Source organism: Limnohabitans sp. WS1 (assembly GCF_003063265.1).
Classification (GTDB): domain Bacteria; phylum Pseudomonadota; class Gammaproteobacteria; order Burkholderiales; family Burkholderiaceae_C; genus Limnohabitans_A.
Map to the genome: position 1 here is coordinate 116,173 of NZ_NERU01000002.1, position 25,253 is coordinate 141,425.

A 25,253-nucleotide genomic window follows, 5' to 3' on the forward strand; every position below is an offset into this window, starting at 1 on the left:
TGAGGCCTCAGTTCGAGAAAGCAGGAATCCCGGTGATCGCGCGGCCCAAAATCAGGGCGTGCACGTCGTGTGTGCCTTCGTAGGTGTTGACCACTTCCAGGTTCACCAGGTGACGGGCTACGCCGTATTCGGCGCTGATGCCGTTGCCGCCCATCATGTCGCGGGCCATGCGGGCGATGTCCAGGGCCTTGCCGCAGCTGTTGCGCTTGAGGATGGAGGTCAGGTCCACCGAAGCGGTGCCTTCGTCCTTCATGCGGCCCAGGCGCAGGCAGCCCTGCAGGCCCAGGCTGATCTCGGTCAGCATGTCGGCCAGTTTCTTCTGGATCAGCTGGTTGGCGGCCAAGGGGCGGCCAAACTGCTGGCGGTCCATCACATACTGGCGGGCACGAGCGTAGCAGTCTTCGGCAGCGCCCAAGGCGCCCCAAGCGATGCCGTAGCGGGCGCTGTTCAGGCAAGTGAAGGGGCCTTTCAAGCCGCGCACTTCAGGGAAAGCGTTTTCTTCAGGGCAGAAGACTTCGTCCATGACGATCTCGCCGGTGATCGACGCGCGCAAGCCCACCTTGCCGTGCACAGCGGGGGCGCTCAGGCCTTTCCAGCCTTTTTCCAAAATGAAGCCACGGATCTGGCCGCCGTCGTCCTTGGCCCAGACCACAAACACGTCGGCAATCGGGCTGTTGGTGATCCACATCTTGGCGCCGCTGATGCTGTAGCCGCCGTCCACTTTCTTGGCGCGGGTGATCATGCTGCCGGGGTCCGAGCCGTGGTTGGGTTCGGTCAGGCCAAAGCAGCCGATCCACTCGCCACGCGCCAGCTTGGGCAGGTATTTTTGCTTTTGCGCTTCGGTGCCGAAGTCGTTGATGGGCAACATGACCAAAGAAGACTGCACGCTCATCATGGAGCGGTAGCCCGAGTCCACGCGCTCGACTTCGCGCGCCACCAGGCCGTAGCAAACGTAATTGAGGCCTGCGCCGCCGTACTGCTCGGGGATGGTGGCCCCCAAAAGGCCCAGTTCGCCCATCTCGCGGAAGATGGCCACGTCGGTGGTTTCGTTCAAGAAAGCGTCTTTCACGCGGGGCAGCAGGCGTTCCTGGCAGTAGGCGCGGGCCGCTTCTTGCACCTGACGCTCGTCGTCGGTCAGTTGAGCGCTGAGGTTGAAGGGGTCTTCCCAGCTGAAGGTATTTTTGGTGGTGGCCATGGTGGATGTCTCCTTGAAAAATCTTGAAGCCGATTGTCAGGCTGAGATGAATAGTTGTCTAATATCGATTGCCTATTCATCAATACATTATTTTAATTCATGGAATTTCGTCACCTGCGCTATTTTCTGATGTTGGCCGAAGAGCTGCACTTTGGCCGCGCGGCCCAGCGCCTGTCCATCTCGCAGCCGCCGCTCAGTCTGAACATCCAGCAGCTCGAAGCCTCGGTGGGGGCGCAGCTGTTCACCCGCAACAGCCGGGGGGTGCAGCTCACGGCGGCGGGCCAGGCCTTTGTGCCCGCTGCCCGGGCACTGCTGGCGCAGGCCAGTGCCGCAGCGCGTGAGGCGCGTGATGTGGCCGAGGGCCAGTCGGGCCAGCTGCACATCGGCTTTGCCGGGACCATGTTGTATTGCGGCCTGCCGCAAATCCTCAGCCGTTTTCAGGCCAGCCACCCGCGTTTGCGTCTGGTGCTGCGCGAACTCAGCTCGTCCGAGCAGTTGTCTGAATTGCTGCGCGAGCGCCTGGATGTGGGCTTTGTGCACACGCCTCGGGTGCCGCTGGGCTTTGAGCAGATTTTGGTGGCCAGCCAGCCCTTGGTGGCGTGTTTGCCCGCCAGCCACCCCTTGGCGAGGGCGGCCAGTGTGGCGCTGGCAGAACTGGCCGGGCAAGACCTGGTGGTGGTGTCCCGCACCGTATCGCCCGACTACCACGAGCGCATCGTGATGCTGTGCGAACAGGCCGGGTGGATGCCGCAGGTGGTGCACGAGTTGCGTCATTGGCTGAGCGTGGTGTCTCTGGTCTCGCAAGGCCTGGGCGTGGCGCTGGTGCCGCAGGCCCTGCAGCAGTCGGCGCTGGCGGGCGCGGTGTTTGTGCCGCTGCGCGAGGTCGATGCCCGTTACGACACCCGCTGCCTGTGGCGCAGCGACCGAGACCAGACGGCGCTGGGGGACTTTGTGCAGGCGGTGCGGGGCGGGCTGCTGCCCCACGGATAATTCAAATCCTCTTCAACAAGGAATCCACATGATGCAAACCCTGGTTTTGGGCGGCGGCTGTTTTTGGTGCACCGAGGCGGTTTACGTCAAGGTGCGCGGCGTGACCGATGTGGAGTCGGGCTACTGCAACGGCCAGACCGTGGCCCCCACCTACGAAGAAGTCTGCACCGGCCGCACGGGCCACAACGAAGTGGTCAAGCTCGAATACAACCCCGAGCAAGTCAGCACCCGCGAGCTGCTGGAAATCTTTTTTGTGATCCACGACCCCACCACCTTGAACCGCCAGGGCAACGACGTGGGCACCCAATACCGAAGCGGCATCTACTTCACCACACCCGAGCAAGCCGAAGAGGCGCGAGCCATGCTTGCCGAGCTCGCGGCGGCGCGCGCCTTTGGCCAGCCCATCGTGACCGAGGTGCTGGCGCTGGCCAACTACAGCGCAGCCGAGGACTACCACCAGGACTTCTTCGAGCGCAACCCCTATCAGGGCTACTGCATGGCCGTGGCCGCGCCCAAGGTGAGCAAATTCAAAAAGACGTTTGCGCGTCTGGTGCGTGAGTGACAATGTCGGCCTCGGGTATCGTCTGGTATCCCATCCGATCTGTCCTTTCACACCGTGATTTACCCAATCACCCCAGCATCAACATGAACAAAATTGCCTTGTTTCTTGCCGCCATGAGCTTGTCCTGGGGCGCTGTGGCCCAACACAGCAAGAAGGAGGTCGAGCAGGACATCGCCCGTCACCGCGCCATGGCCGAGGCGCACGAAGCCGCGGCCAAATGCCTGGAGTCCGGAAAAAAACCGGATCAGTGCATCCAAGAGCTGCAAACCGCCTGCCGGGGCTTGGCGCTGGGCAAATACTGCGGCATGAAACACGCGCATTGATGCGCCGCTGTTCACCTGAGTTGTCATGAGTTTTTCGCGTTCACGCCTGCCTGTTTGGCTGCACACCGTGCTGGTGGCGGCCTTGCTGTGGGCTCCGCTGTGGGGGCAGTTGCACAACATTGGGCACGGCAGTGAGCATGTCAGCGAACGCGGGACTCGGCATGCGCTTTCGGCCTCCGGTGAGTTGCAAGCGGCGCATGCGCATGCAGGGCAGGTGCATGGTGAACATCGGCATGCAGGGCCTTCAGATGCTTTGGGCCACGAGGCCGACGCCGATCTGTGTCGTCTGCTGGACCACCTGTCCCAAGCCGAACGGCTGAGTGCCCCGTGCTCACCCGGCCTGGCCCCGATGGTCGCCATGGCTCCCCCCATTTTTGGGGGGGCTTTTCCTCCGGACCCAGACCTCTGGTCCCCGGCGCAAGCCCGTGCGCCGCCTGCGCTGATTTGAAGCCCTGATCTTGTCTGGCTGGCTTTCCGTCTGTGACGGAAGGCGCTGGGCTGTTCCTGTTTTTCAAATCACATTGTCATGACTCATTCTTTTCAGCTTTCGGCCTTGGCTTGCGCCTGCGTGGCCACTTTGTCTTTTTCAAATGTCTGGGCGCAAAGCGCCGCACCGGGTGTGCCCGGTGAAATCGTCATCACCGGCAACCCTTTGGGCCGCGACAGCACCACCGTGCCTGTGAGCAGCTTGGGCCGCGCCGACCTGCTCGAGCGCGGGCAAAGCACGTTGGGCGAAACCCTGAACGGTTTGCCCGGTGTGTCCAGCACCTACTTTGGCCCCAACGCGAGCCGCCCCACCATTCGCGGGCTCGATGGCGACCGCATCCGGGTGCTGAACAACAGCGCCTCCAGCCTCGATGCCTCGGCGCTCAGCTACGACCACGCGGTGCCACTCGATGTTTTGTCCACCGACCGCATTGAGTTCTTGCGCGGCCCGGCCGCTTTGCTCTATGGCGGCAGCGCCGTGGGCGGTGTAGTCAACGTGATCGACAACCGCATCCCGCGAGAAGCGGTCTCAGGCGTGTTGGGCAAAGCCCAGCTGCAAGCGGGCACAGGCAACGACGAGCGCAGCGTGGCCGGTTTGGTGGAGGCGGGCAACGAACGTTATGCCCTGCACCTGGATGGTTTTGACCGCCGCACCAGCGATGTGCGGGTGCCGGTGTCGCTCGACTGCACAAAACCCGGCTCGCCTGCCAACGCCCGGCGCATCTGCAACTCGGCCAGCACCGCCCGGGGTGGTGCTTTCGGGGCCAGCACCTTCTGGTACCACGGCTATTTGGGCGCGTCGGCCAACACCTACCAAAGCGATTACGGCACGGTGGCCGAAGACGAGGTGACGATTGGCATGAAGACCACCCGCTACGCGCTGGAGGGGCAAGTGCGCCAATTGCCGGGTTGGTTTGAGAGCGTCAAAGCCCGGCTGAGCCACACCGATTACCAGCACACCGAGTTTGAGGGGGGGCAAGCGGGCACCGTGTTTGCCAACAAGGGTCAAGACCTGCGCATCGAGGTGCGGCACCGCCCGTTGGCGGGGTGGCAAGGCGTGGTGGGTGTGCAGACCGAATCGAGCCGCTTTTCTGCGGTGGGGGATGAAGCCTTTGCCCCCTTCAGCCGCACACGCAGCCAAGCCCTTTTTGTGCACGAAGAGCGGCCCACCGCCTGGGGTCAAGTCACGGCCGGGGCGCGCTGGGAGTCGGTGCGGGTCGAATCCTTGGGTAACCCCGATTTGCCACGCTTCGACGAGGGCATCGGGGCCCAAAAATTCACACCCTCCAGCGTGGCTGCTGGTGCGGTCTTCAAGTTGTCGCCCACTTGGTCGATGACCGGCAATGCTGCCCTCACGCAGCGTGCGCCCAAAGATTACGAGCTGTTTGCCAACGGCCCTCATTTGGCCACCAACGCCTGGGAAATCGGCAACAAAGACCTGGGTCTGGAAAAGTCCAAGAGCCTCGATGCGGGTGTGCAGTGGAAGTCCGGCCCCAACAGTGCCAATGTGACGGCCTTTGCCAGCCAGTTTGCCAACTACATTGGCTTGATGAACACCTCGGAGATCGAGGATGACTTGCCCGTGCAGCGTTATCAAGGCGTGAATGCCCAATTCAGAGGCCTGGAGGCCAGCGGCCGCCAGCGCCTGTGGCAGGGCGCTTCGACACTCGACCTCGATTGGCGTGCCGACACCGTGCGGGCCAGCAACCGCAGCACGGGCGAGCCCTTGCCGCGCATCGCCCCTGTGCGTGTGGGCGCGACCTTGGTGCACGGTCAAGGCCCCTGGAGCGCCAAGCTGGGGGCCGACTGGCATGCCGCGCAAAAGCGCGTGCCCGACGGCAGTGTGGCCACGGGTGCCTATACCTTGGTCAATGCCAGCGTGTCTTACCGCCAAAAGCTGGACGACACGGTGCTCCACTGGTTTGCCCGACTGGACAACCTGAGCGACCAGCTGGCCTACAGCGCCAGTTCCATCCTCACGAGCACCGCGTTTGGCAAGTCGCCTTTGCCGGGGCGCAGCTTCAAGCTGGGGGTTCAGGCCACGTTCTGATGGGCTGCGTAGCGTCGCCCAAGTGGCGGCGCTACGTGGTTTCCCCTGAAGTGAGACAAAGGCAGGCCGGGATAATCCAGCCATGAACCTTGATCATCCCGTTCTTTCTTCGCTTTTGCCGGTGGTGCTGCTGATTTTCATTGGCTTTGTGGCGGGCAAAGCCAAGCTGGTGCGGGGTGAGTCGGTGCGCGATTTGTCCAACCTGGTGTTTCTGGTGCTCACACAAGCGCTGCTGTTTCGCACCATGAGCAGCGTGCACATCGAGCAGCTCGATTTCAAACCCGTGGCGCAATACTTTTTGGCGGCGGGCATGTTGTTTGTGGCCATGCTGTGGGCTTATGGCGGCAACAGCCGGGCCTCGGTGCTGGCGCTGGCCGGCATTTTCAGCAACACCTTGATGATCGGTGTGCCCCTGATCGGTCTGGCCTATGGCCAGGAAGGTCAGGTGCTGCTGTTCACCTTGATTTCGCTGCATGCCCTGGTTTTGCTCAGTGCCGCCACGCTGGTGCTGGAGTTGCAAGTGGCGCACGAGCAAGCCACTTTGTCGGGTGAGCGCCGTCCGGTTTGGCGCACCGTGGCTTCGGCCGTGCGTAACGCCATCATTCACCCCGTGCCTTTGCCGATTTTGCTGGGCTTGGCCTACGCCCAAACCGGCTGGGGCTTGCATCCGGTGGTGGACCGTCCCCTGGCTTTGCTGGGCAGCGCCTTTGGCCCCATCGCCTTGGTTCTGGTGGGCATCACCTTGTCGCAAACGCCTGTGGGGCGGCAGTTCACATCGGCCCTCAAGCCGTCGCTGGTGAAAACCGTGTTGCACCCGGCGCTCATGCTGGCGGTGGGCTGGGCGCTGGGCCTGCGTGGCTTGCATTTGTCGGTCATGGTTGTGGCGGCGGCTTTGCCCATTGGGGCCAATGTGTTCTTGTTCTCTCAGCGCTACCGCAAGGAAGAAGACACGGTGACGGCTGCCGTGGCGGTGTCCACACTCATCTCCATGCTGGGCATCTCGCTGACCATGGCCTTGCTGGCCGTGCTGCCGGTTTGATCCAGGGGTTCTCTCGCGCTGAGCGCATGCCCTACCATCAGGCCATGAACACACCTCTGCCGCCCGCGCTCCCAGCTGAACTTCATCACCTCAGGGGGGCCAGTGGTCGTCTGGCCGTCTATGCGGGCGGCTTGGGGCCACCCGTGTTGCTGGTGCACAGCGTCAACGCCCTGGCTTCGGCGGCCGAAATCCGTCCCCTGTTTGAGGCCCTGCGCCAGGACCACAGTGTCTATGCGCTGGATTTGCCGGGCTACGGCCTGTCTGATCGCCTGCCGCGTGCTTATTCGGTGGCTGACATGTGCGCCGCCATTCTTCTGGTCGCGCAATGGGTGGCAAAGCGGCACCCCGGCCAGCCGCTGCAAGCCGTGGGGGTGTCACTGTCGTGCGAGTTTGTGGCCCGCGTGGCCCAGCAGTCGCCGGACTTGTTGGCTGCCCTGACCTTGGTCAGCCCCACCGGCTTTCGGGGCGGCAAGTCGCTGCGCAAGCCCGAGGGCAGCACTTTTTTCATGGCGGGGTTTGACCAATTTTTGCGTCGCCCGGGGCCAGGCTGGGGCCGGTTTTTGTTCCGGCAGTTGTCACGGCCTTCGGTGGTGCGTTACTTTTTACGCCGCACCTGGGGTGGCCAGCAGATCGACGAAACGCTGTGGGCCTATGCCGTGCGCACGGCCCATGTGCCCAACGCCGAGCAAGCGCCTTTGTCGTTTTTGAGCGGGGGTTTGTTCAGCGCCGACATGCACAACGTGTACGAAAGCTTGCGCCTGCCGGTGTGGGTGGTGCACGGCACCCGGGGCGACTTCACCGATTACCGGGCGCTGGACCTGGTGCGCCATCGCCCCAACTGGCAGGTGACGGTGATGCAAGCCGGGGCCATGCCTTATTTTGAAGACATCGAGACTTTCATGGCGGGGTTCCGGGCGTTTGAGGCTGCGGCTCGCAAGCCATTGGCCTGACTTGTCTCAAGGCGCCAAGCGCTCCCGCAGCCACTGATCGCCGTTTTGCGTGTAACGCAGGCGGTCATGCAGTCGACTTTTGCGGCCTTGCCAGAACTGCCACTGGTCGGGCACCAGGCGGTAGCCGCCCCAGTGCGGTGGGCGTGGTGGTTTGAGCATGAATTGCGCGGCATATTTGGCGGCGTTGGTCACCAGCACAGTGCGCCCCTCGATCACCTGGCTTTGCGGCGAGGCCCAAGCCCCGATGCGCGAATCGAGTGGGCGGCTGTGGAAGTAGGCGTCACTTTCTTCGTCGCTGACTTTCTCGACACGGCCTTCGATGCGCACCACGCGTTCGAGTTCAACCCAGTGAAACTGCAGCGCGGCAAAGGGGTTGCCTGCCAGTTCCTGGCCTTTTTGGCTGGCGTAGTTGGTGTACCAGACGATGCCGCGCTCGTCGTAGCCCTTGATCAGCACCACGCGTGTGCTGGGGCGCAGGTTGCTGGCCACGGTGGCCAAGGTCATGGCGTTGGGCTCGGGCACTTCGGACGCGATGGCTTCTTGCAGCCATTGCTCAAATTGCTGGAGTGGGTCCGCATGGGAGGCGTTTTCGTTGAGCTCGGCTTTTTCGTAGCTCTTGCGCAGGTCGGCGATGTTCATGGTGGTGAGTATAGGGATACGCTCAGTCGGCATAGCGCAGCAAGGCGGCCAGCGCCCGGTCTTCGATGCCGTGGGCCTGCAGACTGCTGTAGGTTTGCTGGGCATAGTCCAGCGTCGTGCCAAATCGCCCGCAGGCCTGCTTGAAAATTTGCCGGTAAGTGTCGGCTGGCAGCTGGCCGGTGAAGCTGGGGCTGCTGCGCGGCAGGGTAAAAGCCAGCGCCTGAACGGGGCCTTGTGGCGTGTTGCAAGGCAACCAGCTGGGGGTGTAGACGTCCATGGGCATTTCCCGCTCCCACAGCCGCACCAGCACCTCGTCGGCTTGTTCGCGGGCCACCCGATAGGCCACGCCCTGGCAGCTGCCGCCGGGCAACAAGGCAAACACCAGGCCCGGGCATTCGGGGCTGCCCCGGTTCAGGCGGCTCCACATTTTCAGGGCACGGTGCCAGCCCCAGACGCGGCTGATGTGTTGTTCTTGTGCTTCAAATTCGGGTCGCCACAGCAGCGAGGCATAGCCAAACACCCACAAATCCTGGCCTGCGGTTTGCGCCCTGAAGCGCTCAAGCAGGTCCGGTTTGAAGGATGTTGGCGTGATGTGGTGCCCTGGGTCCAGAACCCTGGTGTCTGGGCTTGTGGCGGGTGTGTCAGTCATGTGCAATCAGGCCCCATTACAATCTCGCCACCATTTTCGGAGAAAAGAAACATGTCGACCCCTCAAGATGACAATCAACCTGTAGTGTGGGCCGTTTTGGTGGCCGTGATCGTGCTGGCCGTAGGCTTGGCCATTGGTTTTGGTTTGGCCAAAAGCAAAAAAGCCGCCCCTGCTGCACCCGCACCCGCTTCGGTGGCAGCGCCTGCTGCCGATGCCTCTGCACCCGTCGCTGACGCTTCTGCACCTGCAGCGCCCCCCGCTGCTGATGCTTCTGCGGCCAAGTGATCGTGATGGCGCACCGAAAAAACCCGCTTCGGCGGGTTTTTTTTCGCGTGCAAGCAACCGCAAGCACAGCAGGGCTGGCTTTTCAAGAGAGGCGTTTTGGGGCCTTCAGCGGTCCATCGGCTGCTTGTCTTGCGGGTTGTACCCTGTCTGTAACCGAGAGATGGCTCCAAATGGCGGTAAGGCGGTTACCATCGGGCATGTAATTTAGTTACCACGCCTGACCCGGCGTTCAAACATGACCCTTCACCCGATTTTGATGGCGGTCACCACCCGCATCACCGAACGCAGCCGCCCGACCCGCCAGTCTTATTTGCAGCAGGTCGATGCCGCCGCCAGCCAAGACCCCGGTGCCCAGCGCCTGGGCTGCGCCAACGTGGCCCACGCCTTTGCCGCCATGCCTGAGGGCGACAAAAGCCGCGCCACCGCGCTCGACAAAATCAAAGTGGTCGCCCCGCGTGCGCCCAACATCGGCATCGTCAATGCCTACAACGATTTGCTGTCGGCCCACGCGCCGCTGCAGCACTACCCCGACCTGATCAAAGACGAAGCACGCAAGCTCGGTGCCACCGCCCAAGTGGCTGGCGGCGTGCCCGCCATGTGTGATGGCGTGACCCAGGGCACACCGGGCATGGAGTTGAGCCTGTTCAGCCGCGATGTGATCGCCATGGCCACCGCCGTGTCGCTCAGCCATGATGTGTTTGACGCCGCCCTGATGCTGGGCGTGTGCGACAAAATCGTGCCGGGTCTGCTCATCGGCGCTTTGCAGTTCGGCCATTTGCCCACGGTGTTTGTGCCGGCTGGCCCCATGACCAGCGGCCTGTCCAACAACGAAAAATCCAAGGTGCGGGAGCAAGCCGCGCTGGGCCTGGTAGGTCGCCCCGAATTGCTGGAAGCGGAGTCAAAGGCCTACCACGGCGAAGGCACCTGCACCTTTTACGGCACGGCCAACAGCAACCAGATGCTGCTCGAAGCCATGGGCCTGCATGTGCCCGGCACCGCCTTCATCAACCCCGGCGAAGGCGTGCGCCAGGACCTGACCCGTGAAGCGGCCCGCACCGTGCTGGCGCTGGTCAAGGACAAAAACTTCACACCGATTGGCCGACTGGTGGACGAGCGCTGCATCGTCAACGCCATGGTGGCCCTGCTGGCCACGGGCGGCTCGACCAACCATTTGATCCACTGGGTGGCGGTGGCGCGTGCAGCGGGCATCGTGATCGACTGGGATGACTTCTCGGCCCTGTCGGACGTGGTGCCGCTGCTCACCCGCGTGTACCCCAACGGCAGTGCCGACGTGAACCAGTTCCAGGCCGCAGGCGGCCCGGGCTATGTGATCCGCGAGCTGCTCGATGCGGGCTTGATGCACGCCGATGTCCTCACGGTGCGCCCTGGCGGCCTGCGTGAATTCACCCGCATCCCGTCTGCGCAAAATGGCCAGCTGGTTTGGCGGGACGCAGGTGCCAGCCAAGACGACACCGTGGTGCGCCCGGCGTGCAGCCCCTTCAGCGCCACGGGTGGCCTCAAACTTTTGCAAGGTAATCTGGGCCGCAGCGTGATCAAGATCTCAGCCGTGCCCGAAGCCTTGCATGTGATCGAAGCCCCGGCACGGGTGTTCAATTCGCAAGATGAATTGCAGCAAGCCTTCAAATCCGGAGAGCTCGACCGTGATGTGGTGTGTGTGGTGCGCTGGCAAGGCCCGCAAGCCAACGGCATGCCCGAGCTGCACAAACTCACGCCGCCGCTGGCGGTGCTGCAAGGCAAGGGCTTCAAGGTGGCGCTGGTCACCGATGGCCGCATGAGCGGCGCGTCGGGCAAAGTGCCTGCCGCCATCCACGTTTCACCCGAAGCCGCAGCGGGTGGTCCACTGGCCAAGGTGCAAGACGACGATTTGATCCGGATCGACGGCGTGTTGGGCACCCTGCATGTGCTGGTGAGCGAGGCCGAATGGGCCGCCCGCCCGCTGGCCCAAATGCCCGCCGAGCTGCGTGCCGCCAACGGTGTGGGCATGGGCCGTGAACTGTTTGCCAACCTGCGCCGCAACGCGCTCAAAGCCGAAGAAGGAGCCTGCACATGGCTGTGAATCTGAGTGGACATTTGACAGCCCTGCAAGTGATGCAGGACGCCCCCGTGATCCCCGTGATCGTGCTGACGGACGTGGCCCACGCCGTGCCCATGGCCCGCGCCCTGGTGGCCGGTGGCATCCGCATGCTCGAAGTCACCCTGCGCACTCCGCAGGCGCTGGCTTGCATGGAAGCCATTGCCAAGGAAGTGCCCGGTGCGGTGGTGGGGGCAGGCACCGTGCGCAGCCCAGCTGACGCCGCAGCAGCAGCCAAGGCCGGTGCCCGTTTCGCGGTTAGCCCAGGCTACACCCGCGCTGTGGGCCAGGCTTGCCGCGACCATGGTTTGTCATTGCTGCCCGGTGTGGCCACCGGCAGTGAAATCATGATGGCCCAAGACGACGGCTACACCGAACTCAAGTTCTTCCCCGCCATGCAAGCGGGCGGCCCCGCCATGCTCAAGGCCTGGAGCGGTCCGTTTTTTGATGTGAAGTTTTGCCCCACGGGTGGCGTCACACCGGGCAATGCCGCCGAGTTTTTGAGCCTGCCCAACGTGGCCTGCGTGGGCGGCTCGTGGCTGGTGCCCGCCGACGCCTTGGCCCATGGCGATTGGGCGCGCATCGAAGCTCTGGCGCGTGAGGCGACTCAGCTGGCACGTTGATTTGCATGTCGGTACCTTCAGGTCCGACATCGCTTGTGCGCTACGTAGACTGCTCGGGGCTGAAACCGCCGACCTGCAAATACCCCCGCAGGTCTTATGGATCCAGCCTTGTGAAGTTTGAAGTGAATGGCTTTGCTTGAGCACAGCGATCCGTGTGGGAGCCCCGCCCTCGGGGCGATGGGTGTGTTCTGCGCGGCTCTATCGCGGCGAGGGCGCCGCTCCCACAAAAGTGAGCACAGCGGTCCGTGTGGGAGCCCCGCCCTCTGGGCGATGGGAGTGGTCTGCGCGGCTCTATCGCGGCGAGGGCGCCGCTCCCACAAAAGTGAGCACAGCGGTCCGTGTGGGAGCCCCGCCCTCTGGGCGATGGGAGTGGTCTGCGCGGCTCTATCGCGGCGAGGGTGCCGCTCCCACAAAAGTGAGCACAGCGGTCCGTGTGGGAGCCCCGCCCTCGGGGCGATGGGTAGTGATCTGCGAGACTCTATCGCGACAAGGACGCGGCACTCACAAAAAGCGTTCTTGCAAACTTAATCGGGCCAAATCCATAACTTCTGCACCGTCACCTGTCAGCGCACGGCCCACCCGCCCGAGATCGGAAACACCTGCCCGACAAAGCAGCTGGCTGCATTGCTGCACAGGTAGGCCACAAAGCGGGCATCTTCTTCGGCCTTGACCAAGCGGCCCAGCGGCACTTCGCGTTTCAGGCGCTCCTGAAAACGTGGGTTGGCCTGCACCTCGGGTGGGAAATAGGTGGGGTTGTCGACAAAGTTTTGCGCCACAGCATTGAGCTGGATGTTGTCCGGGGCCAGCTCCACGCCGGCCGCTTGCACATAGGCCAGCTGTGCACCCCGCGCGGCGCTGTAGCTGGCGGCACGCTTCATGCCGCGCAAGGCCGAGGCGCTGCCCATGACCACGATCTTGCCGCCGCCCCGGGTCTTCATGCCGGGCACCACCGCCCGCACCAAGCGAGGCAGTGGGTCCACCATCACCTCAAACACTTGCCGCCACTCGGCTTCGTCAATTTGCGTGACAGGGGTGGACGGTGCAGGCAGCGCCAGGTTGATCACCAGCGCATCCAGCGGGCCAGCCGCCTCGATCACGGCCTGCGCGTCCAGCGGGTGGGTGAGCAGGCGCTCATCGGCGATCACTTCAGCGCCACAGGCCCGCAACTCGTGGCACAGGGCGGGCCCCATGAAATCTTGGGACTGGGTCACCAGGATGCGTTGGCCGGTCAGATCGATCATGTCTTGGCTCCGTTTTTTCAGCGCAGTCCTTGTCCCGCTGCGTACTCGGCCCGTTGGATCAGCTCCACCTTGTAGCCATCGGGGTCGGTCACAAAGGCGATCACCGTGGTGCCGCCTTTGACGGGGCCGGCCTCGCGTGTGACTTTGCCGCCAGCGGCTTTGATCTTGTCGCAGGCGGCATAGGCATCGGGCACGCCCAGGGCGATGTGGCCGTAGGCCGTGCCCATCTCGTAGCTTTCCACGCCCCAGTTGTAGGTCAGCTCCAGCTCGGCATGGTCGGGGTTGTTGCCGTACCCGACAAAGGCCAGCGAGTATTTGTACTCGGGGTTTTCCGAGGTGCGCAGCAGTTTCATGCCCAGCACCTTGGTGTAGAAGTCGATGGAGCGCTGGAGGTCGCCCACGCGCAGCATGGTGTGAAGAAGTCTCATGGTTTGTTTCCGGTGGGTGATGGCATTTCAAAAACCAGGCAGGCCGTGCTGGCATGGGCGTACAGGGTGCCGTCGGGCCCGACGAGTCGTGCTTCGGCGGTGGCCAACTGGCGGCCGCAGTGCACCACCTGGCCAATGGCCCGCACGCGCTGCACTTTGGGGGTGAGGGCCTTGACGAGTTTCACGCTCAGATCGGCCGTGGTGTAGCCGCGCCCGGGCGGCATCATGGTGTGCACCGCGCAGCCCAAGGCCGAGTCGAGCAAGGTGGCAAACCAGCCGCCATGCACGGTGCCCAGCGGGTTCATGTGGTTCCAGCCCGGGGCACCCTGAAAAATCGCCTGGCCTTCGCTGACCTCGATCAGCACAAAGTCAAGTGTTTTGGCGATGCTGGCGTAAGGCAGCTCGCCACTCAGCAGGCCTTGCATGACTTGCAGGCCGGTTTTTCCAGCCACTTGGTCGGGCCGCGCCACACCGGGGCCAGCACCTGCATCCAGGCGTTGACGCACGACGCGCTCTTGGGCCAACCAGGTGTCGAGTAAAGAGGAGGGTGTAGAGGGAGAGGAATTCACAAAATGGGTTTTCTTCAAACAGGCACGGTGTAATTCAGCGCCATGCGTCCGCCATCCACGGTGACAATTTCACCGGTGATGTAGCTTGCCGCATCGCTGGCCAAAAAGGCAACCACCTTGGCGACTTCGTCAGGCTCGCCCAAACGCTTCATGGGTGTGCGCATCATGATTTTCTTTTCGGCCGCTTCGCTGGTCAGCACCGCTTGGCGGGCCAGTTCGGTGGCAATCGTGCCCGGTGCCACCGCGTTCACCCGAATGCCAAAGTCGGCCAGGGCCAGCGACATGGCACGGGTCAGTTGGTTGATGCCGCCCTTGCTCACGTTGTAGCTGGCGATGTTGGGGATGGCCATCACCGCGTTCACCGAGCTCATGTTGACAATCGAGCCGCCCCCGGTGCTTTTCATGGCGCGGGCGGCGGCTTGGCCCATCAAAAACGAGCCCTTGATGTTGACCTTGATGACGGCATCAAAGTCTTCTTCGGTCACGTCCAGAAAATCGGCGGCCTTGAAGATGCCCGCATTGTTGACCAACACATCCAGGCGGCCAAAAGCCTGCAGCACATGGTTCACGAGCGCATCCACATCGGCTTTGCGCGAGACGTCGCAGGCCATGAAGCCGGCGCTGTGGCCTTGGCTGCGCAGTTCGGCGGCCACGGTGGCACCGCGCTCGCTGTTCACATCGGCCAGCACCACATGGGCACCTTCTGCCGCAAAACGGCGGGCACAGGCCTCGCCAATGCCGTTGGCTGCCCCGGTGACGATGGCAACGCGGCCTTGCAAGCCGAATGAAAGCGTGTTCGATGGGGTCATGGGGGTCTCCTCAGGGGGCTCAAAGGTTGGTTGCGAAAGTTGCCATGCTGCCACAAGGGAGGTCCTTTTGTCGCACAAGCTCGTCGTGTGGCGGACAGCACCAACCCCCAGGACTTCAAAGGGGGTTTCAAAAAGGCCCCTGTGGTCGGCAGGCCAAGCTCGGGTATCAAGTACCATTGACCCCGATCATTCGCCCGCCACCGGGTTTTAAGGAGAACACAATGTTCAGTCACGTCATGGTCGGGGTCAAAGACCTCGAAGCCTCCAAAAAGTTTTACGACGCCGTTTTGGGCACTGTCGGCATTGCGCCCGGAATGGCCAACAACCAGCGCTACTTTTACCGCAGCCCGACCGGCACCTTTGGCATCACCACCCCCATCAACGGTGAAGCCGCCTCGGTGGGCAATGGCAGCACTTATGGTTTCAAGGCGACTTCGCCCGAGCAAGCGGATGCCTTCCATGCGGCGGGTGTGGCCCATGGTGGCGTGACCTGTGAAGACCCCCCAGGCTGGCGCGAAGGCGCTGCCGGCAAACTCTACTTGGCTTACCTGCGCGACCCCGACGGCCACAAAATCTGCGTCTTGCATCGCCCTGGATGAAGGCTCCCCCCCGGCTGCAGACCCTCGTGGAAGAGGGCCTGATCGACACCGTGGTGCGTCAGCTCATGAGCGGAAAAGAAGCCATGGTGTTTGTGGTGCGTTGTGGCGACGAGACCCGCTGCGCCAAGATTTACAAAGAAGCCACGCACCGCAGTTTTCGGCAAGCGGTGGACTACACCGAAAACCGCAAGGTCAAAAACTCGCGCTCGGCCCGCGCCATGGCCAAGGGCAGCAAGTTTGGTCGCCAGGAGCAAGAAGCCGCCTGGCAAAGTGCCGAGGTGGATGCGCTGTACCGCCTGGCCGCAGCGGGCGTGCGCGTGCCCCGGCCTTTCAACTTTTTTGAAGGCGTGCTGCTCATGGAGCTGGTCACCGACGCCCATGGCGACGCCGCCCCGCGCCTGAACGATGTGGCCTTCACCCCTGCGCAAGCCTTGCAACACCACGCCACCTTGATTGGCGAGGTGGTGCGCATGTTGTGTGCCGGTGTGGTGCACGGCGACTTGTCGGAGTTCAACATTTTGTTGGCGCACATCCCCGGCGAGGGCGACCAGCCTGGGGTGGACGAGCCCGTCATCATTGACCTGCCCCAAGCGGTGGACGCGGCCGGCAACAACCACGCCCAACGCATGCTGCTGCGCGATGTGGGCAATTTGCGCGACTTTTTCGGCCAGTTTGCACCCGAGCTGCTCAAGACCGACTACGGCCCCGAAATCTGGAGCCTCTACCAAGCCGGACTGCTGAGCAACGAGACGCCGCTGAAGGGCCGTTTTGAGCGCTCGACGGCCCATGTGGACATGCAGGCCGTGCTGCGCGAGATCGACGATGCACGCGACGAAGAAGCTGCGCGACGTTTGCGCATGGCCACGGCGGTTTGAGACTTTGCCAAGCCCATGAGTTTGTCAGAGCCTGAGTTGGCCCCAGCGCCCCACGCCGTCTCGCGCCTGCGCACCGAGCGCCTGGCCCGCAGTGCCAAACCCTTTTTGGCCCGGGGCGGCATCAAGGGCGAGCGCTGCCCGGGCTGCCGCCTCGTGCCCAGCCACTGCCTGTGCGGCTTGCGGTCGGTGGTGCCCACCCATGCGGGTGTGTGTTTGCTGATGGCCGACATCGAGCCCCTCAAGCCCAGCAACACCGGCTGGCTGATTGCCGACGTGGTGCCCGACACCTTTGCGTTTGGCTGGGCCCGCACCGAGGTGGACCCGGCTTTGCTGGCGCTGCTGGCCGATCCGCAGTGGCAGGCCTTTGTGGTGTTTCCGGGTGATTTTGTGGAGCCTGAGCGGGTGGTGCGCACGGTCCAGACCCCCGATGTGGGCAAGAGAGTCTTGTTCATCTTGCTGGACGCCACCTGGCCCGAAGCGCGCAAGATGTTCCGTAAAAGTCCCTATTTGGACAAGCTCCCGGTGCTGAGTCTGCACCCTGAGCAGATTTCAAATTACAAGTTGCGCCGTTCGCGCCGCGATGACCACTTTTGCACCAGCGAAGTGGCATCGCTTTGCCTCGATCTGGCAGGCGAAACCCATGCCGCCCACACGCTGCAGGCCTGGCTGGCGGTGTACACCCACCACTACTTGCAATCCAAGCACCAGCTGCCACCTGACCTGGAAGGCGCTGCGCATTCACAATTACGTGGCTTGACCTTGGCCTGAATTCGGCCTGAAGTCGACCGGAACCCGAGCCCCTGAATTTGCACAAGGAACCCCCATGTCCAACACCCCAGATACCGTCAAGCTGCCCCGCACTGTGGAGCGCCTGGTCACCGGCCAGGCCACGTCAGACGGCGCAGGCGTCAAGCTGAGTCGCATCCTTACCCAAGATTTGCAGCACCGGCTCGACCCGTTTTTGATGCTCGACGCCTTCGGCAGCGACAAGCCTGACGACTACATCGCAGGCTTTCCAGACCACCCCCACCGGGGTTTTGAAACCGTGACCTACATGATCGCCGGGCGCATGCTGCACCGCGACAGTGCGGGCAACGAAGGCCTGCTGCAAAACGGCGGCGTGCAATGGATGACCGCAGGCCAGGGCGTGATCCATTCTGAAATCCCGCAGCAAGCCGACGGCGTGATGGAGGGCTTTCAGCTCTGGCTGAACCTGCACAGCAGCGAGAAGATGAACGCGCCTTGGTACCGCGATTTTCAAAACGACCAGCTGCCGCAGTTCCAGACGCCCGAAGGCGTGGCCGTGACGGTGATCGCCGGGGCCAGCCATGGCGTGCAAGGCGCGGTGAGCCGCAGCATCACCCAGCCGATTTATCTGGACGTGCACATGCCCGCAGGCTCACGTTTTGAGCAAACCCTGCCCGCCGGGCACAACGCCTTTGTGTACGTGTACCGGGGCGAGGTGCGCATCGCAGGGCAGGCCGTGCCTCTGCAGCGCATGGCCATTTTGAAAAACACACCGCAAGCCGACGGTGTGGTGATCGAAGCCAGTGCCGATGCCAAACTCATCTTGGTGGCGGGCCAACCGCTCAAACAGCCCATCGTGCAATACGGCCCGTTTGTCATGAATACCAAAGAAGAGATCTACCAGGCCTTGGCGGATTTCAGGGACGGGCGTCTGGGCGAGAAGGCCTGAATTTTCGAGGCACTGGACCCAGGCTCAGCCCCTGAAGGCCTTCACAAAGGCCTGGGCCTGCTGTTGAACCGCTTGCGCCGAACGCCCCGGCGCGTACAAGGCCGATCCCAAACCAAAACCTGAAGCGCCTGCTGTGCGGTAAGCCGCCATGTTGTCGGGCGTGATGCCGCCCACGGGCATGAGGGCGGCCGATTTGGGCAGCACGGCCCGAAGCGCTTTGACGGTGGCGGGTGAAATCATCTCGGCCGGAAAAAGTTTGAGGCCGTGCGCACCGGCATCGAGTGCGGCAAAGGCTTCGGTGGGCGTGGCCACACCGGGCAGCACCACCATGTTCAAGGCCAGGGCTTGCGCCACCACGGCGGGGTTGAAGTTGGGAGCCACAACCAAGCGGCCACCCGCAGCGTGCACCTCTTTGACCTGCTGCGCGTTCAGCACGGTGCCTGCGCCGATGAGGGTTTGCGGAAAAAGCTTTGTCAGGGCGGCGATGCTGTGCAAGGGCTCGGGTGAGTTGAGCGGCACCTCGATGATGGCAAAGCCGCTGCTGACCAGCGCCTCGCCGATGGCAGGAGCTTCGGCAGGGGTGAGTCCGCGCAGGATGGCGATCAATGGCAGTTGGGCCAGGGCTTGTGCCAAGGCGTGGGTGGGTTGGGTGGTGGATGTCATGGTGAGGTATTGGGTAGGAGCGGCGCCCTCGCCGCGATGGAGCGCTTGAATATCAGCATGCCGATGCCAGCGCAAACAAGCCCGCCCAAGTGGCCTCGGACCCTCGGCTTTGGCATGGAATGCGCAGGTGCTGCAGGGCCAGGGTGTAGCGCAGGGTCAGTGCTTCGCTGCCAATCAAAATCACCGGCTCGGTGTGGGTTGACGCGGTCTGGTGGCGCAGCTCTTCGCCGATCAGCAGGCCCGACAGGTAGCTGGGCAATTGGGCCGCGCTCAGGCGTTCAAACAAGCCCAGGGTGCGCACCGCAAACAGGTGGTGCAGCACACTGCCGCTTTGTTGGCTTTGGTCCACGCCTTGCAAAAAAACCGCTTCGTCAAAAGCACCCTGCAGGTCCATCGTCTTGCCCAAAATCGAGTGCTGGCTCATCAGCGCAAACACCTCGCCGGTCATGAAGGTCTGGAACTGCGCCACGCGCCCGCCTTGCACCTGCACCCATTTGCTGTGGGTGCCGGGCAGCACCAGCGTGGCGCTGTCGCGGCCCGCCATGTGCAATGCCCCAAAAATTTGCACCTCTTCGCCGCGCATCACATCGGGTGTGTTCAGGGCGTCTGCACCCAGGCAGCTCAGGCCTGGGACCAGGGCGATTCGTCCGGGCTGCAGCCACAGCAGGTGCTGGCCCAATTCGGCAAAGCCTGCGGGGCAGGGGCAGTAGGGCGCTTCTTGCCAGCCCTGGCGGCTGCCCGCCATGCCCGAGATCAGGCACAGCGCTCCCGGCGCTTGCATCCAGTCGCCAAAGAGTTCTTGAAACACCACTTCAAACTCGCCAGGCGGCACGGTGAGGATGCCGCGTGGAAATTCGCGGGATTCCAACACCTGGACGCTGGCACCGAGCCGTGCGCCGCGCAGTGAAGAGGTGCCCCAGTCGATGGCGATCAAAGGTCTTGTACTGCTCATGCTGCTGCGCCTTTCAATGCGGTGTTGAGCACCTTGAGCACGGCCTCGCGTGTGGGCAAGGGGCCGACCGCGCCGAAGCCTTGCACCGAGAGCGAGGCGGCGGCGTTGGCGTAAGTGGTGGCGGCCCACAGGTCGTCACCCGCCGACAAACGCGCCAGCAGGTTGCCCGCAAAACAGTCGCCCGCGCCTGTGGCGTCAATGGCCGTGACTGCATGGCCTGGCACGCGGCGTTGGTGGTGGCCATCACTTGCCAGCGCCCCGTCACCGCCCAGTTTGAGTACCACCTGCGCAGCACCCTGTGCGTGGCTCCAAGCGATGATGTCGGCCGCCTGCGTGAGGCCGGTGAGCGCGGTCATGTCTTCCAGGCTGGGCAAAAACAGATCACACAGACTCACCGCATGGCGGATGCAGGCCTGCGCCCTGGCCAGGGGCCACAGCGACAAACGCAGGTTGGAGTCCAGCGCCACCCGTGTGCCGCTGCTGCGGGCATGCGCCATGGCTGCAAAAGCCGTGTCGCAGGCCGTGGCGGAAATGGCCAAAGAGATGCCCGACAGGTGCAGCCACTGGCTGTGGGCTATTGAATCGGCCCAATGCGTCATGTCTTGTGGCTGCATGCGGCTGGCGGCCGAGCCTGCACGCGCATAGCTGAAGTGGTGGCCTTGTGCGTCGTGGCTCACAAAGTACATGCCGGTGGGCGCTTGGGTGTCGCGCACCACGGTGGTGGTGTCCACGTTTTCGCGCTGCCACAGGTCCATCAGGCGATCACCCCAGCGGTCGGTGCCCAGACGCGTCAGGTAGGCCACACGCGCTCCGGCGCGGGCCGCGGCAATGGCGGCGTTGCTGGTATCGCCGCCAAAGCCTTGTTGGTAGAGCGGGGCGTCGTCGGCCTGTTCATGAGGCCGCTGGTTGAACTCGACCATGGCTTCGCCAAGCGCCACGATGTCCAGGGTTTTGTTGGGGTGGGTCATGTCAAAAAAGGGCGACGGGGCTGAAGTGAATTCGGGGGTGGAGGTGGGAGAATCATCGTCAACCGTGGACGCCATGGGCGACATCTTGGAGACAAACAACATGTGGACAGCAGGCACTGAAAGCGATTTTGTACTGAATGCGAGCTGCAAGGGCTACCCCTTGGCGGCCGAGCCTTGCCGTGTTTCGGCGCTGGGGCAGCGCGGCTGGCACCTGCTCGATGACGCGCTGGCTTACCCGGTGGCCGTGCTGCGCCGCCCGGCCCTCACGCACAACCTGGCCTGGATGCAGGATTTTGTTCAACGCAAAGGCGTGGCCCTGGCCCCGCACGGCAAGACCACCATGTCGCCTGAGCTGTTTCGCATGCAGTTGCAGGCCGGGGCCTGGGGCCTGACTTTTGCCAATGTGCACCAGCTGCGTGTGGGCCTGGCCGCAGGCGCACAACGCGCCATCATCGCCAACCAGTTGGTGTCGGATGCGGACCTGGACGGCTTGGACTTGTTGCTCAACCAGTATCCGCAAGCGCGGGTCTGGTTTTTGGTCGATTCGCTGGCGCAGCTGGATGCCCTGGCTGACTGGGGCGCACGTCGGGGCAATGCCCGGTGCTGGGACGTGCTGCTGGAGCTGGGCATTGCGGGTTACCGCACCGGCTGCCGCACCCACGAACAAGCCTTGGCTTTGGCGCAGGCCATGGCTGCATCGCCTGTGGTGAATCTGGGCGGGGTGGAGTGCTACGAGGGGGGACTGGGCCAATGCGACAGTGCCCATGACATGGAGGCCGTGAGCGCCTTGGTGCGCAGCGTGCAGGCCCTGGTGCAACAAATCGATGAGCAGCACCTGTGGGGCGGTGAGGAGGTCTTGTTGTCGGCAGGCGGCTCGGCGGTGTTCGATTTGGTGATCCCCATGCTCAAAACTCAGGTCAAGAGCCGTCCTGTGCAAGGCGTGTTGCGATCGGGCTGCTACGTGACGCACGACCACTGGAACTACGCCCGATACCTCAAGCTGGTGGAGGCGCGTGAGGGCTTGAGTGCTTCGCTGCAGCCTGCCTTGGAGGTCTGGGCCAAGGTGCAGTCGGTGCCCGAGCCGGGGCTGGCGATTTTGAGTGCAGGCCGGCGCGACCTGTCGTTTGACCAGTGCATGCCCATGCCGGTGCGCTGGGCCGCACGCGGTCAACGTGGCGAGGGCGCCATGCAGGCCACGCCCGAGTCGTGGAAAGTCAAAGCGCTGAGTGATCAGCATGCGCACATGGTGTTTGATGCGGATGGCGTCTGGCCTCAGGTGGGCGACCGCGTGGCACTGGGCATTTCTCATCCCTGCACCACTTTCGACAAATGGCGCTGGATGGCGGTCATCGAAGACGATGGGCGCATCAGCGGGGCGATCAGCACGCATTTTTGAAGTCAGCTTATCGATGCTTCCCTGCGAAGTGTCAAATTCCAGCATCCCATCTCCCCGTAGGTCGGGCCTTTATGGTCCGACAGCCATCCTTCGCGAAGCGACATTTTCAAGAGGCGGTGGTGCACCGAAGATGTCGGACCTGAAGGCACCGACCTACACGATGCTTCGTCCATGGCAGGCGGACCCTCACACTTTTGGGGTGTGAAGGCCTTGAGGTACCTCACTTCAAGCCGTTCAAAGCCTCGGCCGGGTAGCCCGGGCGGGTTTTGCAGTCCTCGATGTACTGCTCAATGATGGCCTCGTAGCTGGCATCGGCCCGCAAACCCAAGGCATGCGCACGCTCGAAGGTGCAACCTTTGGCCCAGTTGTCCACAATGCCCGCGATGCGCTCGTCTTTTTCAAAAGTCACGCGGGCACGCACAGCGGGGCCAGCGACTTTCTCCAATGCGGCCAGCATGTCGCTGACCTTCACATTCAAGCCCGGCAGGTTCAGCGCCATTCGGCCACCAAAGGCTTCGCGGCTGGCCTCGAACACGGTGATCAAACCGTGCACGGTGTTGCCCGGCGAAGAAATGGGGTGCGACACGGTGGCGTCCACTGGGCAAGTGGTGGCGGTGCCCGCCAAAGGCTCGCGGATGATGCCACTGAAGAAAGAGGACGCCGCGCCATTGGGCTTGCCAGGGCGCACGGCCACCGTCATCAGGCGGGCGGCGCGGCCGTCGATGTAGCCCTTGCGGGTGTAGTCGGCCACCATGTACTCGATCATCAACTTGTGGGTGCCATACGACGTTTGTGGCGTGGGCAAGGTGGTGTCGGCCACCAGCGCAGGCATGGGGTTGGCCGCATCCGGGCCGAACACCGCGACCGAGCTGGCAAACACCAAGCGCGATGCCTTGCCGGAAGCCCGAATGCTGTCGAGCAACAAGCGCGAGCTGTCCACGTTGGAGCGCAGACCCAGATCAAAGTCCAGCTCGCACTCGCCCGACACGGCCGAGGCCAAATGGAACACGCCGTCAAAACCGCTCTTGAACAAGTCGCCTTGCTCCAGCATGGGGCCCGCATGGCCCTTGACCCTTGGGTTGGCCAACAAATCGGCAGGGGCGGGGAACAAGTCGGCAATGACCAATTCACTCACGCTTTGGCCGTTCAATTGGCCGCGTTTCAAAATCTCGCGGGCCAACCGAGCGCCCAAAAATCCGGCACCGCCGGTGATCAAAATACGCATGGTTTTTCCTTGGGAATCAGTGGTTGTCTTTGGGCACAGCCGAGCCGCGCTGGCCGACCAAAAAGTCCATGTCTGCGCCTTCGTCGGCTTGCAGCACATGGTCGATGTAAAGTTTCCAGTAACCCGAATTCATGGCGGGCGCGGGCTTTTCCCACAGCGACAAGCGGCGGGCCAGTTCTTCGTCGCTGATCAGCAGTTGCAGTTTGCGCTCGGGCACGTTCAGCTCGATCATGTCGCCGTTTTGCACCACGGCCAGCGGGCCGCCTGCGGCTGCTTCGGGCGTGGTGTGCAGCACCACGGTGCCGTAGGCTGTGCCGCTCATGCGGGCATCCGAGATGCGCACCATGTCGGTGATGCCCTTGCGCAGCACTTTGGGCGGCAGCGGCATGTTGCCCACTTCGGCCATGCCGGGGTAGCCCTTGGGGCCACAGTTCTTGAGCACCAAGATGCAGTTCTCGTCCACATCCAAGCTCTCGTCGTCGATGCGTTTGTGGAAATCGTGGCTGTCCTCAAACACCACGGCGCGGCCGGTGTGCACCATCAGTGCAGGTGTGGCAGCGCTGGGCTTGATGACCGCGCCACGCGGTGCCAGGTTGCCGCGCAAGATGGCGATGCCGGCTTTCTCTTTGAATGGGGCCTCGAAGGTCTTGATCACACGCGGGTCGTAGTTCACGGCGCTGGCGATGTTCTCGCTCACCGTCTTGCCGCTCACCGTGACGATGTCTTTGTGCAGCAGGTGCTCGATTTCCTTCATGACCACCGGTAAGCCACCGGCGTAGCAGAAGTCTTCCATCAGGTGCTCACCAGACGGCTGCAAATTCAAGAGGCAAGGCAGTTCGCTGCCCAAGCGCTCGAAATCGTCCACGGTGAGTTTCAGGCCCAAGCGGCCCGCAATCGCGATCAGGTGGATCACCGCGTTGGTCGATCCGCCAATGGCGGCCAGCGTGCGGATGGCGTTTTCAAAGGCTTCGCGGGTCAGCACCTTGCTGATGGTTTGGTCGGTGTGCACCATCTCGACAATGCGCCGACCGGCGTCGCGCGCCAGCACATTGCGGCGGCCGTCCACCGCCGGGTAGGCGGCGTTGCCGGGCAGGCCAATGCCCAAGGCCTCGACCATGCTGGCCATGGTGCTGGCAGTGCCCATGGTCATGCAGTGGCCGTGGCTGCGGTGCATGCAGCTCTCTGCTTCAAAAAAATCGGTCAGTTTGAGCGTGCCGGCACGCACCTGCTCGCTCATGCTCCACACGCCCGTGCCCGAGCCCAGCTCTTGGCCGCGCCATTTGCCGTTCAGCATGGGGCCGCCCGACACACCGATGGTGGGCAGGCCCACGCTGGACGCGCCCATCAGCAAGGATGGCGTGGTTTTGTCGCAACCCATGAGCAGCACCACACCGTCGATCGGATTGCCGCGAATGGATTCTTCGACGTCCATGCTGGCCAGGTTGCGGTACAGCATGGCGGTGGGGCGCAGCAGTGTTTCGCCCAGCGACATGACGGGGAATTCGAGCGGAAAGCCACCCGCCTCGTACACGCCAATCTTGACCTGCTCAGCCAGGGTGCGAAAGTGCGAATTGCAGGGCGTGAGTTCGCTGAAGGTGTTGCAGATGCCAATGACCGGACGGCCATCAAACTGGTCGTGCGGCACGCCCTTGCCCTTGACCCAGCTGCGGTAGGCAAAGCCATCGCGGTCTTGGCGGCCAAACCATTGCTGGCTGCGCAGGTCTTCGGGTTTTTTGCGGGGTGGGCTGCCGTTGTTGTCGCTCATGGGGGTGCTTCCGGTGAAAGGTCAAATGGCCAAAGATTTCAAAATACTATCGTATGACGATTAAAAAACAAGCACCACTTGTAAAGCCAGCGACATTCAGGGAAACCCCTGACGCCAAGATGACTGTCCTAGGGTTTTCCAGAGTCCCAAGTGTCCGCTCAATCATCATATGATAAGCAGATCA

General features: G+C 63.1%; 27 protein-coding genes. 15 read left to right on the forward strand and 12 right to left on the reverse strand.

What is annotated here, in order from left to right; all coding sequences use genetic code 11:
- Nucleotides 1-7: 7 nt before the first annotated feature.
- On the reverse strand, nt 8-1,195 hold the full coding sequence (locus B9Z48_RS04260; RefSeq protein ID WP_108377269.1) for an acyl-CoA dehydrogenase: 1,188 nt from the start codon (nt 1,193-1,195) through the stop codon (nt 8-10).
- Nucleotides 1,196-1,294: 99 nt separating this feature from the next.
- Here B9Z48_RS04260 and B9Z48_RS04265 point away from each other — a divergent pair, with 99 nt between their 5' ends.
- From B9Z48_RS04265 to B9Z48_RS04295, 7 genes are all read left to right on the forward strand, one after another.
- Nucleotides 1,295-2,185, forward strand: a complete 891-nt coding sequence (locus B9Z48_RS04265; protein ID WP_108377270.1) for a LysR family transcriptional regulator — start codon at nt 1,295-1,297, stop codon at nt 2,183-2,185.
- A gap of 28 nt (nt 2,186-2,213) precedes the next feature.
- Complete coding sequence (gene msrA / locus B9Z48_RS04270) at nt 2,214-2,747, forward strand: peptide-methionine (S)-S-oxide reductase MsrA (protein WP_108377271.1); 534 nt, start codon at nt 2,214-2,216, stop codon at nt 2,745-2,747.
- An 83-nt stretch (nt 2,748-2,830) separates the two neighbouring features.
- Nucleotides 2,831-3,070, forward strand: a complete 240-nt coding sequence (locus tag B9Z48_RS04275) for a hypothetical protein (protein WP_108377272.1) — start codon at nt 2,831-2,833, stop codon at nt 3,068-3,070.
- A gap of 25 nt (nt 3,071-3,095) precedes the next feature.
- Nucleotides 3,096-3,518, forward strand: a complete 423-nt coding sequence (locus B9Z48_RS04280) for a hypothetical protein (RefSeq protein WP_108377273.1) — start codon at nt 3,096-3,098, stop codon at nt 3,516-3,518.
- A 78-nt stretch (nt 3,519-3,596) separates the two neighbouring features.
- On the forward strand, nt 3,597-5,606 hold the full coding sequence (locus tag B9Z48_RS04285) for a TonB-dependent receptor (RefSeq protein ID WP_108377274.1): 2,010 nt from the start codon (nt 3,597-3,599) through the stop codon (nt 5,604-5,606).
- 82 nt (nt 5,607-5,688) lie between these two features.
- Nucleotides 5,689-6,645, forward strand: coding sequence for an AEC family transporter (locus B9Z48_RS04290; RefSeq protein WP_108377275.1), 957 nt, complete (start codon nt 5,689-5,691; stop codon nt 6,643-6,645).
- Between the two features lie 44 nt (nt 6,646-6,689).
- The gene (locus B9Z48_RS04295; protein ID WP_158273208.1) at nt 6,690-7,595 is read left to right on the forward strand and encodes an alpha/beta fold hydrolase; all 906 of its coding nucleotides are present in this window, start codon (nt 6,690-6,692) and stop codon (nt 7,593-7,595) included.
- 6 nt (nt 7,596-7,601) lie between these two features.
- On the opposite strand, the gene pdxH is transcribed toward B9Z48_RS04295, so the two are convergent.
- Together pdxH and B9Z48_RS04305 are read right to left on the reverse strand one after the other, a co-directional pair.
- A complete protein-coding gene (pdxH, locus tag B9Z48_RS04300; RefSeq protein WP_108377277.1) occupies nt 7,602-8,234 on the reverse strand; it encodes a pyridoxamine 5'-phosphate oxidase in 633 nt (210 codons plus the stop codon).
- A 22-nt stretch (nt 8,235-8,256) separates the two neighbouring features.
- Nucleotides 8,257-8,883, reverse strand: coding sequence for a gamma-glutamylcyclotransferase (locus B9Z48_RS04305; RefSeq protein ID WP_108377278.1), 627 nt, complete (start codon nt 8,881-8,883; stop codon nt 8,257-8,259).
- Nucleotides 8,884-8,934: 51 nt separating this feature from the next.
- Here B9Z48_RS04305 and B9Z48_RS04310 point away from each other — a divergent pair, with 51 nt between their 5' ends.
- The 3 genes from B9Z48_RS04310 to eda all read left to right on the forward strand — a co-directional run bounded on the left by B9Z48_RS04310 (nt 8,935) and on the right by eda (nt 11,883).
- Nucleotides 8,935-9,168 carry a hypothetical protein gene (locus B9Z48_RS04310; RefSeq protein WP_108377279.1) on the forward strand — a complete coding sequence of 78 codons (234 nt, stop codon included), beginning with the start codon at nt 8,935-8,937 and terminating at the stop codon, nt 9,166-9,168.
- 235 nt (nt 9,169-9,403) lie between these two features.
- Complete coding sequence (gene edd, locus B9Z48_RS04315) at nt 9,404-11,245, forward strand: phosphogluconate dehydratase (RefSeq protein WP_108377280.1); 1,842 nt, start codon at nt 9,404-9,406, stop codon at nt 11,243-11,245.
- Entirely contained in the window at nt 11,236-11,883 is a 648-nt protein-coding gene (gene eda, locus B9Z48_RS04320) for a bifunctional 4-hydroxy-2-oxoglutarate aldolase/2-dehydro-3-deoxy-phosphogluconate aldolase (RefSeq protein WP_108377281.1), read from the forward strand. Before edd ends, eda begins: the two co-directional genes overlap by 10 nt.
- 563 nt (nt 11,884-12,446) lie before the next feature.
- On the opposite strand, the gene B9Z48_RS04325 is transcribed toward eda, so the two are convergent.
- Genes B9Z48_RS04325 through B9Z48_RS04340 form a run of 4 tightly spaced genes read right to left on the reverse strand, consistent with a single transcriptional unit; the run spans nt 12,447 to nt 14,930 of the window.
- Nucleotides 12,447-13,124, reverse strand: a complete 678-nt coding sequence (locus tag B9Z48_RS04325) for an SDR family oxidoreductase (RefSeq protein ID WP_108377282.1) — start codon at nt 13,122-13,124, stop codon at nt 12,447-12,449.
- 17 nt (nt 13,125-13,141) lie between these two features.
- Complete coding sequence (gene gloA / locus B9Z48_RS04330) at nt 13,142-13,552, reverse strand: lactoylglutathione lyase (RefSeq protein ID WP_089954409.1); 411 nt, start codon at nt 13,550-13,552, stop codon at nt 13,142-13,144.
- Nucleotides 13,549-14,121, reverse strand: coding sequence for a PaaI family thioesterase (locus B9Z48_RS04335; RefSeq protein ID WP_108377430.1), 573 nt, complete (start codon nt 14,119-14,121; stop codon nt 13,549-13,551). Before B9Z48_RS04335 ends, gloA begins: the two co-directional genes overlap by 4 nt.
- Nucleotides 14,122-14,135: 14 nt before the next feature.
- Nucleotides 14,136-14,930 carry an SDR family NAD(P)-dependent oxidoreductase gene (locus B9Z48_RS04340; protein WP_108377283.1) on the reverse strand — a complete coding sequence of 265 codons (795 nt, stop codon included), beginning with the start codon at nt 14,928-14,930 and terminating at the stop codon, nt 14,136-14,138.
- Nucleotides 14,931-15,151: 221 nt separating this feature from the next.
- On the opposite strand from B9Z48_RS04340, the gene B9Z48_RS04345 reads away from it, so the two are divergent.
- The 4 genes from B9Z48_RS04345 to B9Z48_RS04360 are packed head-to-tail and all read left to right on the forward strand — an operon-like array spanning nt 15,152 to nt 18,100.
- The gene (locus B9Z48_RS04345; protein ID WP_089954399.1) at nt 15,152-15,529 is read left to right on the forward strand and encodes a VOC family protein; all 378 of its coding nucleotides are present in this window, start codon (nt 15,152-15,154) and stop codon (nt 15,527-15,529) included.
- Nucleotides 15,526-16,404 carry a PA4780 family RIO1-like protein kinase gene (locus tag B9Z48_RS04350; RefSeq protein WP_108377284.1) on the forward strand — a complete coding sequence of 293 codons (879 nt, stop codon included), beginning with the start codon at nt 15,526-15,528 and terminating at the stop codon, nt 16,402-16,404. Before B9Z48_RS04345 ends, B9Z48_RS04350 begins: the two co-directional genes overlap by 4 nt.
- A 15-nt stretch (nt 16,405-16,419) precedes the next feature.
- Nucleotides 16,420-17,172, forward strand: a complete 753-nt coding sequence (locus B9Z48_RS04355; RefSeq protein ID WP_108377285.1) for a tRNA-uridine aminocarboxypropyltransferase — start codon at nt 16,420-16,422, stop codon at nt 17,170-17,172.
- A gap of 55 nt (nt 17,173-17,227) precedes the next feature.
- The gene (locus B9Z48_RS04360) at nt 17,228-18,100 is read left to right on the forward strand and encodes a pirin family protein (RefSeq protein ID WP_108377286.1); all 873 of its coding nucleotides are present in this window, start codon (nt 17,228-17,230) and stop codon (nt 18,098-18,100) included.
- Between the two features lie 24 nt (nt 18,101-18,124).
- Here B9Z48_RS04360 and B9Z48_RS04365 read toward each other — a convergent pair whose 3' ends face one another.
- Genes B9Z48_RS04365 through B9Z48_RS04375 form a run of 3 tightly spaced genes read right to left on the reverse strand, consistent with a single transcriptional unit; the run spans nt 18,125 to nt 20,683 of the window.
- Nucleotides 18,125-18,763 (reverse strand): 2-dehydro-3-deoxy-6-phosphogalactonate aldolase, encoded by a 639-nt coding sequence (locus tag B9Z48_RS04365; protein ID WP_108377287.1) that lies wholly within the window; start codon nt 18,761-18,763, stop codon nt 18,125-18,127.
- Nucleotides 18,764-18,815: 52 nt separating this feature from the next.
- Nucleotides 18,816-19,715, reverse strand: a complete 900-nt coding sequence (locus tag B9Z48_RS04370; protein WP_108377288.1) for a 2-dehydro-3-deoxygalactonokinase — start codon at nt 19,713-19,715, stop codon at nt 18,816-18,818.
- Complete coding sequence (locus B9Z48_RS04375) at nt 19,712-20,683, reverse strand: sugar kinase (RefSeq protein ID WP_108377431.1); 972 nt, start codon at nt 20,681-20,683, stop codon at nt 19,712-19,714. Before B9Z48_RS04375 ends, B9Z48_RS04370 begins: the two co-directional genes overlap by 4 nt.
- Nucleotides 20,684-20,783: 100 nt before the next feature.
- Between B9Z48_RS04375 and B9Z48_RS04380 the strand changes: the two genes are divergently transcribed.
- Complete coding sequence (locus B9Z48_RS04380; RefSeq protein ID WP_108377289.1) at nt 20,784-22,079, forward strand: alanine racemase; 1,296 nt, start codon at nt 20,784-20,786, stop codon at nt 22,077-22,079.
- A 220-nt stretch (nt 22,080-22,299) separates the two neighbouring features.
- On the opposite strand, the gene denD is transcribed toward B9Z48_RS04380, so the two are convergent.
- Both denD and B9Z48_RS04390 read right to left on the reverse strand, forming a co-directional pair.
- Nucleotides 22,300-23,304: a D-erythronate dehydrogenase gene (denD, locus tag B9Z48_RS04385; RefSeq protein WP_108377290.1), complete on the reverse strand. Its 1,005-nt coding sequence runs from the start codon at nt 23,302-23,304 to the stop codon at nt 22,300-22,302.
- 16 nt (nt 23,305-23,320) lie between these two features.
- Nucleotides 23,321-25,069 carry an IlvD/Edd family dehydratase gene (locus B9Z48_RS04390; RefSeq protein WP_089954373.1) on the reverse strand — a complete coding sequence of 583 codons (1,749 nt, stop codon included), beginning with the start codon at nt 25,067-25,069 and terminating at the stop codon, nt 23,321-23,323.
- Nucleotides 25,070-25,253 lie beyond the last annotated feature (184 nt).

Bases quoted from the DNA above. Each gene is read 5' to 3' on its own strand.
- B9Z48_RS04375 (WP_108377431.1), bottom strand. From the start codon at position 20,683: ATGACCCACCCCAACAAAACCCTGGACATCGTGGCGCTTGGCGAAGCC.
- B9Z48_RS04355 (WP_108377285.1), top strand. From the start codon at position 16,420: ATGAGTTTGTCAGAGCCTGAGTTGGCCCCAGCGCCCCACGCCGTCTCG.
- msrA (WP_108377271.1), top strand. From the start codon at position 2,214: ATGATGCAAACCCTGGTTTTGGGCGGCGGCTGTTTTTGGTGCACCGAG.
- pdxH (WP_108377277.1), bottom strand. From the start codon at position 8,234: ATGAACATCGCCGACCTGCGCAAGAGCTACGAAAAAGCCGAGCTCAAC.
- B9Z48_RS04340 (WP_108377283.1), bottom strand. From the start codon at position 14,930: ATGACCCCATCGAACACGCTTTCATTCGGCTTGCAAGGCCGCGTTGCC.
- B9Z48_RS04380 (WP_108377289.1), top strand. From the start codon at position 20,784: ATGTGGACAGCAGGCACTGAAAGCGATTTTGTACTGAATGCGAGCTGC.
- B9Z48_RS04290 (WP_108377275.1), top strand. From the start codon at position 5,689: ATGAACCTTGATCATCCCGTTCTTTCTTCGCTTTTGCCGGTGGTGCTG.
- denD (WP_108377290.1), bottom strand. From the start codon at position 23,304: ATGCGTATTTTGATCACCGGCGGTGCCGGATTTTTGGGCGCTCGGTTG.
- B9Z48_RS04350 (WP_108377284.1), top strand. From the start codon at position 15,526: ATGAAGGCTCCCCCCCGGCTGCAGACCCTCGTGGAAGAGGGCCTGATC.
- B9Z48_RS04260 (WP_108377269.1), bottom strand. From the start codon at position 1,195: ATGGCCACCACCAAAAATACCTTCAGCTGGGAAGACCCCTTCAACCTC.
- gloA (WP_089954409.1), bottom strand. From the start codon at position 13,552: ATGAGACTTCTTCACACCATGCTGCGCGTGGGCGACCTCCAGCGCTCC.
- eda (WP_108377281.1), top strand. From the start codon at position 11,236: ATGGCTGTGAATCTGAGTGGACATTTGACAGCCCTGCAAGTGATGCAG.
- edd (WP_108377280.1), top strand. From the start codon at position 9,404: ATGACCCTTCACCCGATTTTGATGGCGGTCACCACCCGCATCACCGAA.
- B9Z48_RS04305 (WP_108377278.1), bottom strand. From the start codon at position 8,883: ATGACTGACACACCCGCCACAAGCCCAGACACCAGGGTTCTGGACCCA.
- B9Z48_RS04285 (WP_108377274.1), top strand. From the start codon at position 3,597: ATGACTCATTCTTTTCAGCTTTCGGCCTTGGCTTGCGCCTGCGTGGCC.
- B9Z48_RS04275 (WP_108377272.1), top strand. From the start codon at position 2,831: ATGAACAAAATTGCCTTGTTTCTTGCCGCCATGAGCTTGTCCTGGGGC.
- B9Z48_RS04295 (WP_158273208.1), top strand. From the start codon at position 6,690: ATGAACACACCTCTGCCGCCCGCGCTCCCAGCTGAACTTCATCACCTC.
- B9Z48_RS04390 (WP_089954373.1), bottom strand. From the start codon at position 25,069: ATGAGCGACAACAACGGCAGCCCACCCCGCAAAAAACCCGAAGACCTG.
- B9Z48_RS04280 (WP_108377273.1), top strand. From the start codon at position 3,096: ATGAGTTTTTCGCGTTCACGCCTGCCTGTTTGGCTGCACACCGTGCTG.
- B9Z48_RS04310 (WP_108377279.1), top strand. From the start codon at position 8,935: ATGTCGACCCCTCAAGATGACAATCAACCTGTAGTGTGGGCCGTTTTG.
- B9Z48_RS04370 (WP_108377288.1), bottom strand. From the start codon at position 19,715: ATGAGCAGTACAAGACCTTTGATCGCCATCGACTGGGGCACCTCTTCA.
- B9Z48_RS04365 (WP_108377287.1), bottom strand. From the start codon at position 18,763: ATGACATCCACCACCCAACCCACCCACGCCTTGGCACAAGCCCTGGCC.
- B9Z48_RS04325 (WP_108377282.1), bottom strand. From the start codon at position 13,124: ATGATCGATCTGACCGGCCAACGCATCCTGGTGACCCAGTCCCAAGAT.
- B9Z48_RS04265 (WP_108377270.1), top strand. From the start codon at position 1,295: ATGGAATTTCGTCACCTGCGCTATTTTCTGATGTTGGCCGAAGAGCTG.
- B9Z48_RS04345 (WP_089954399.1), top strand. From the start codon at position 15,152: ATGTTCAGTCACGTCATGGTCGGGGTCAAAGACCTCGAAGCCTCCAAA.
- B9Z48_RS04360 (WP_108377286.1), top strand. From the start codon at position 17,228: ATGTCCAACACCCCAGATACCGTCAAGCTGCCCCGCACTGTGGAGCGC.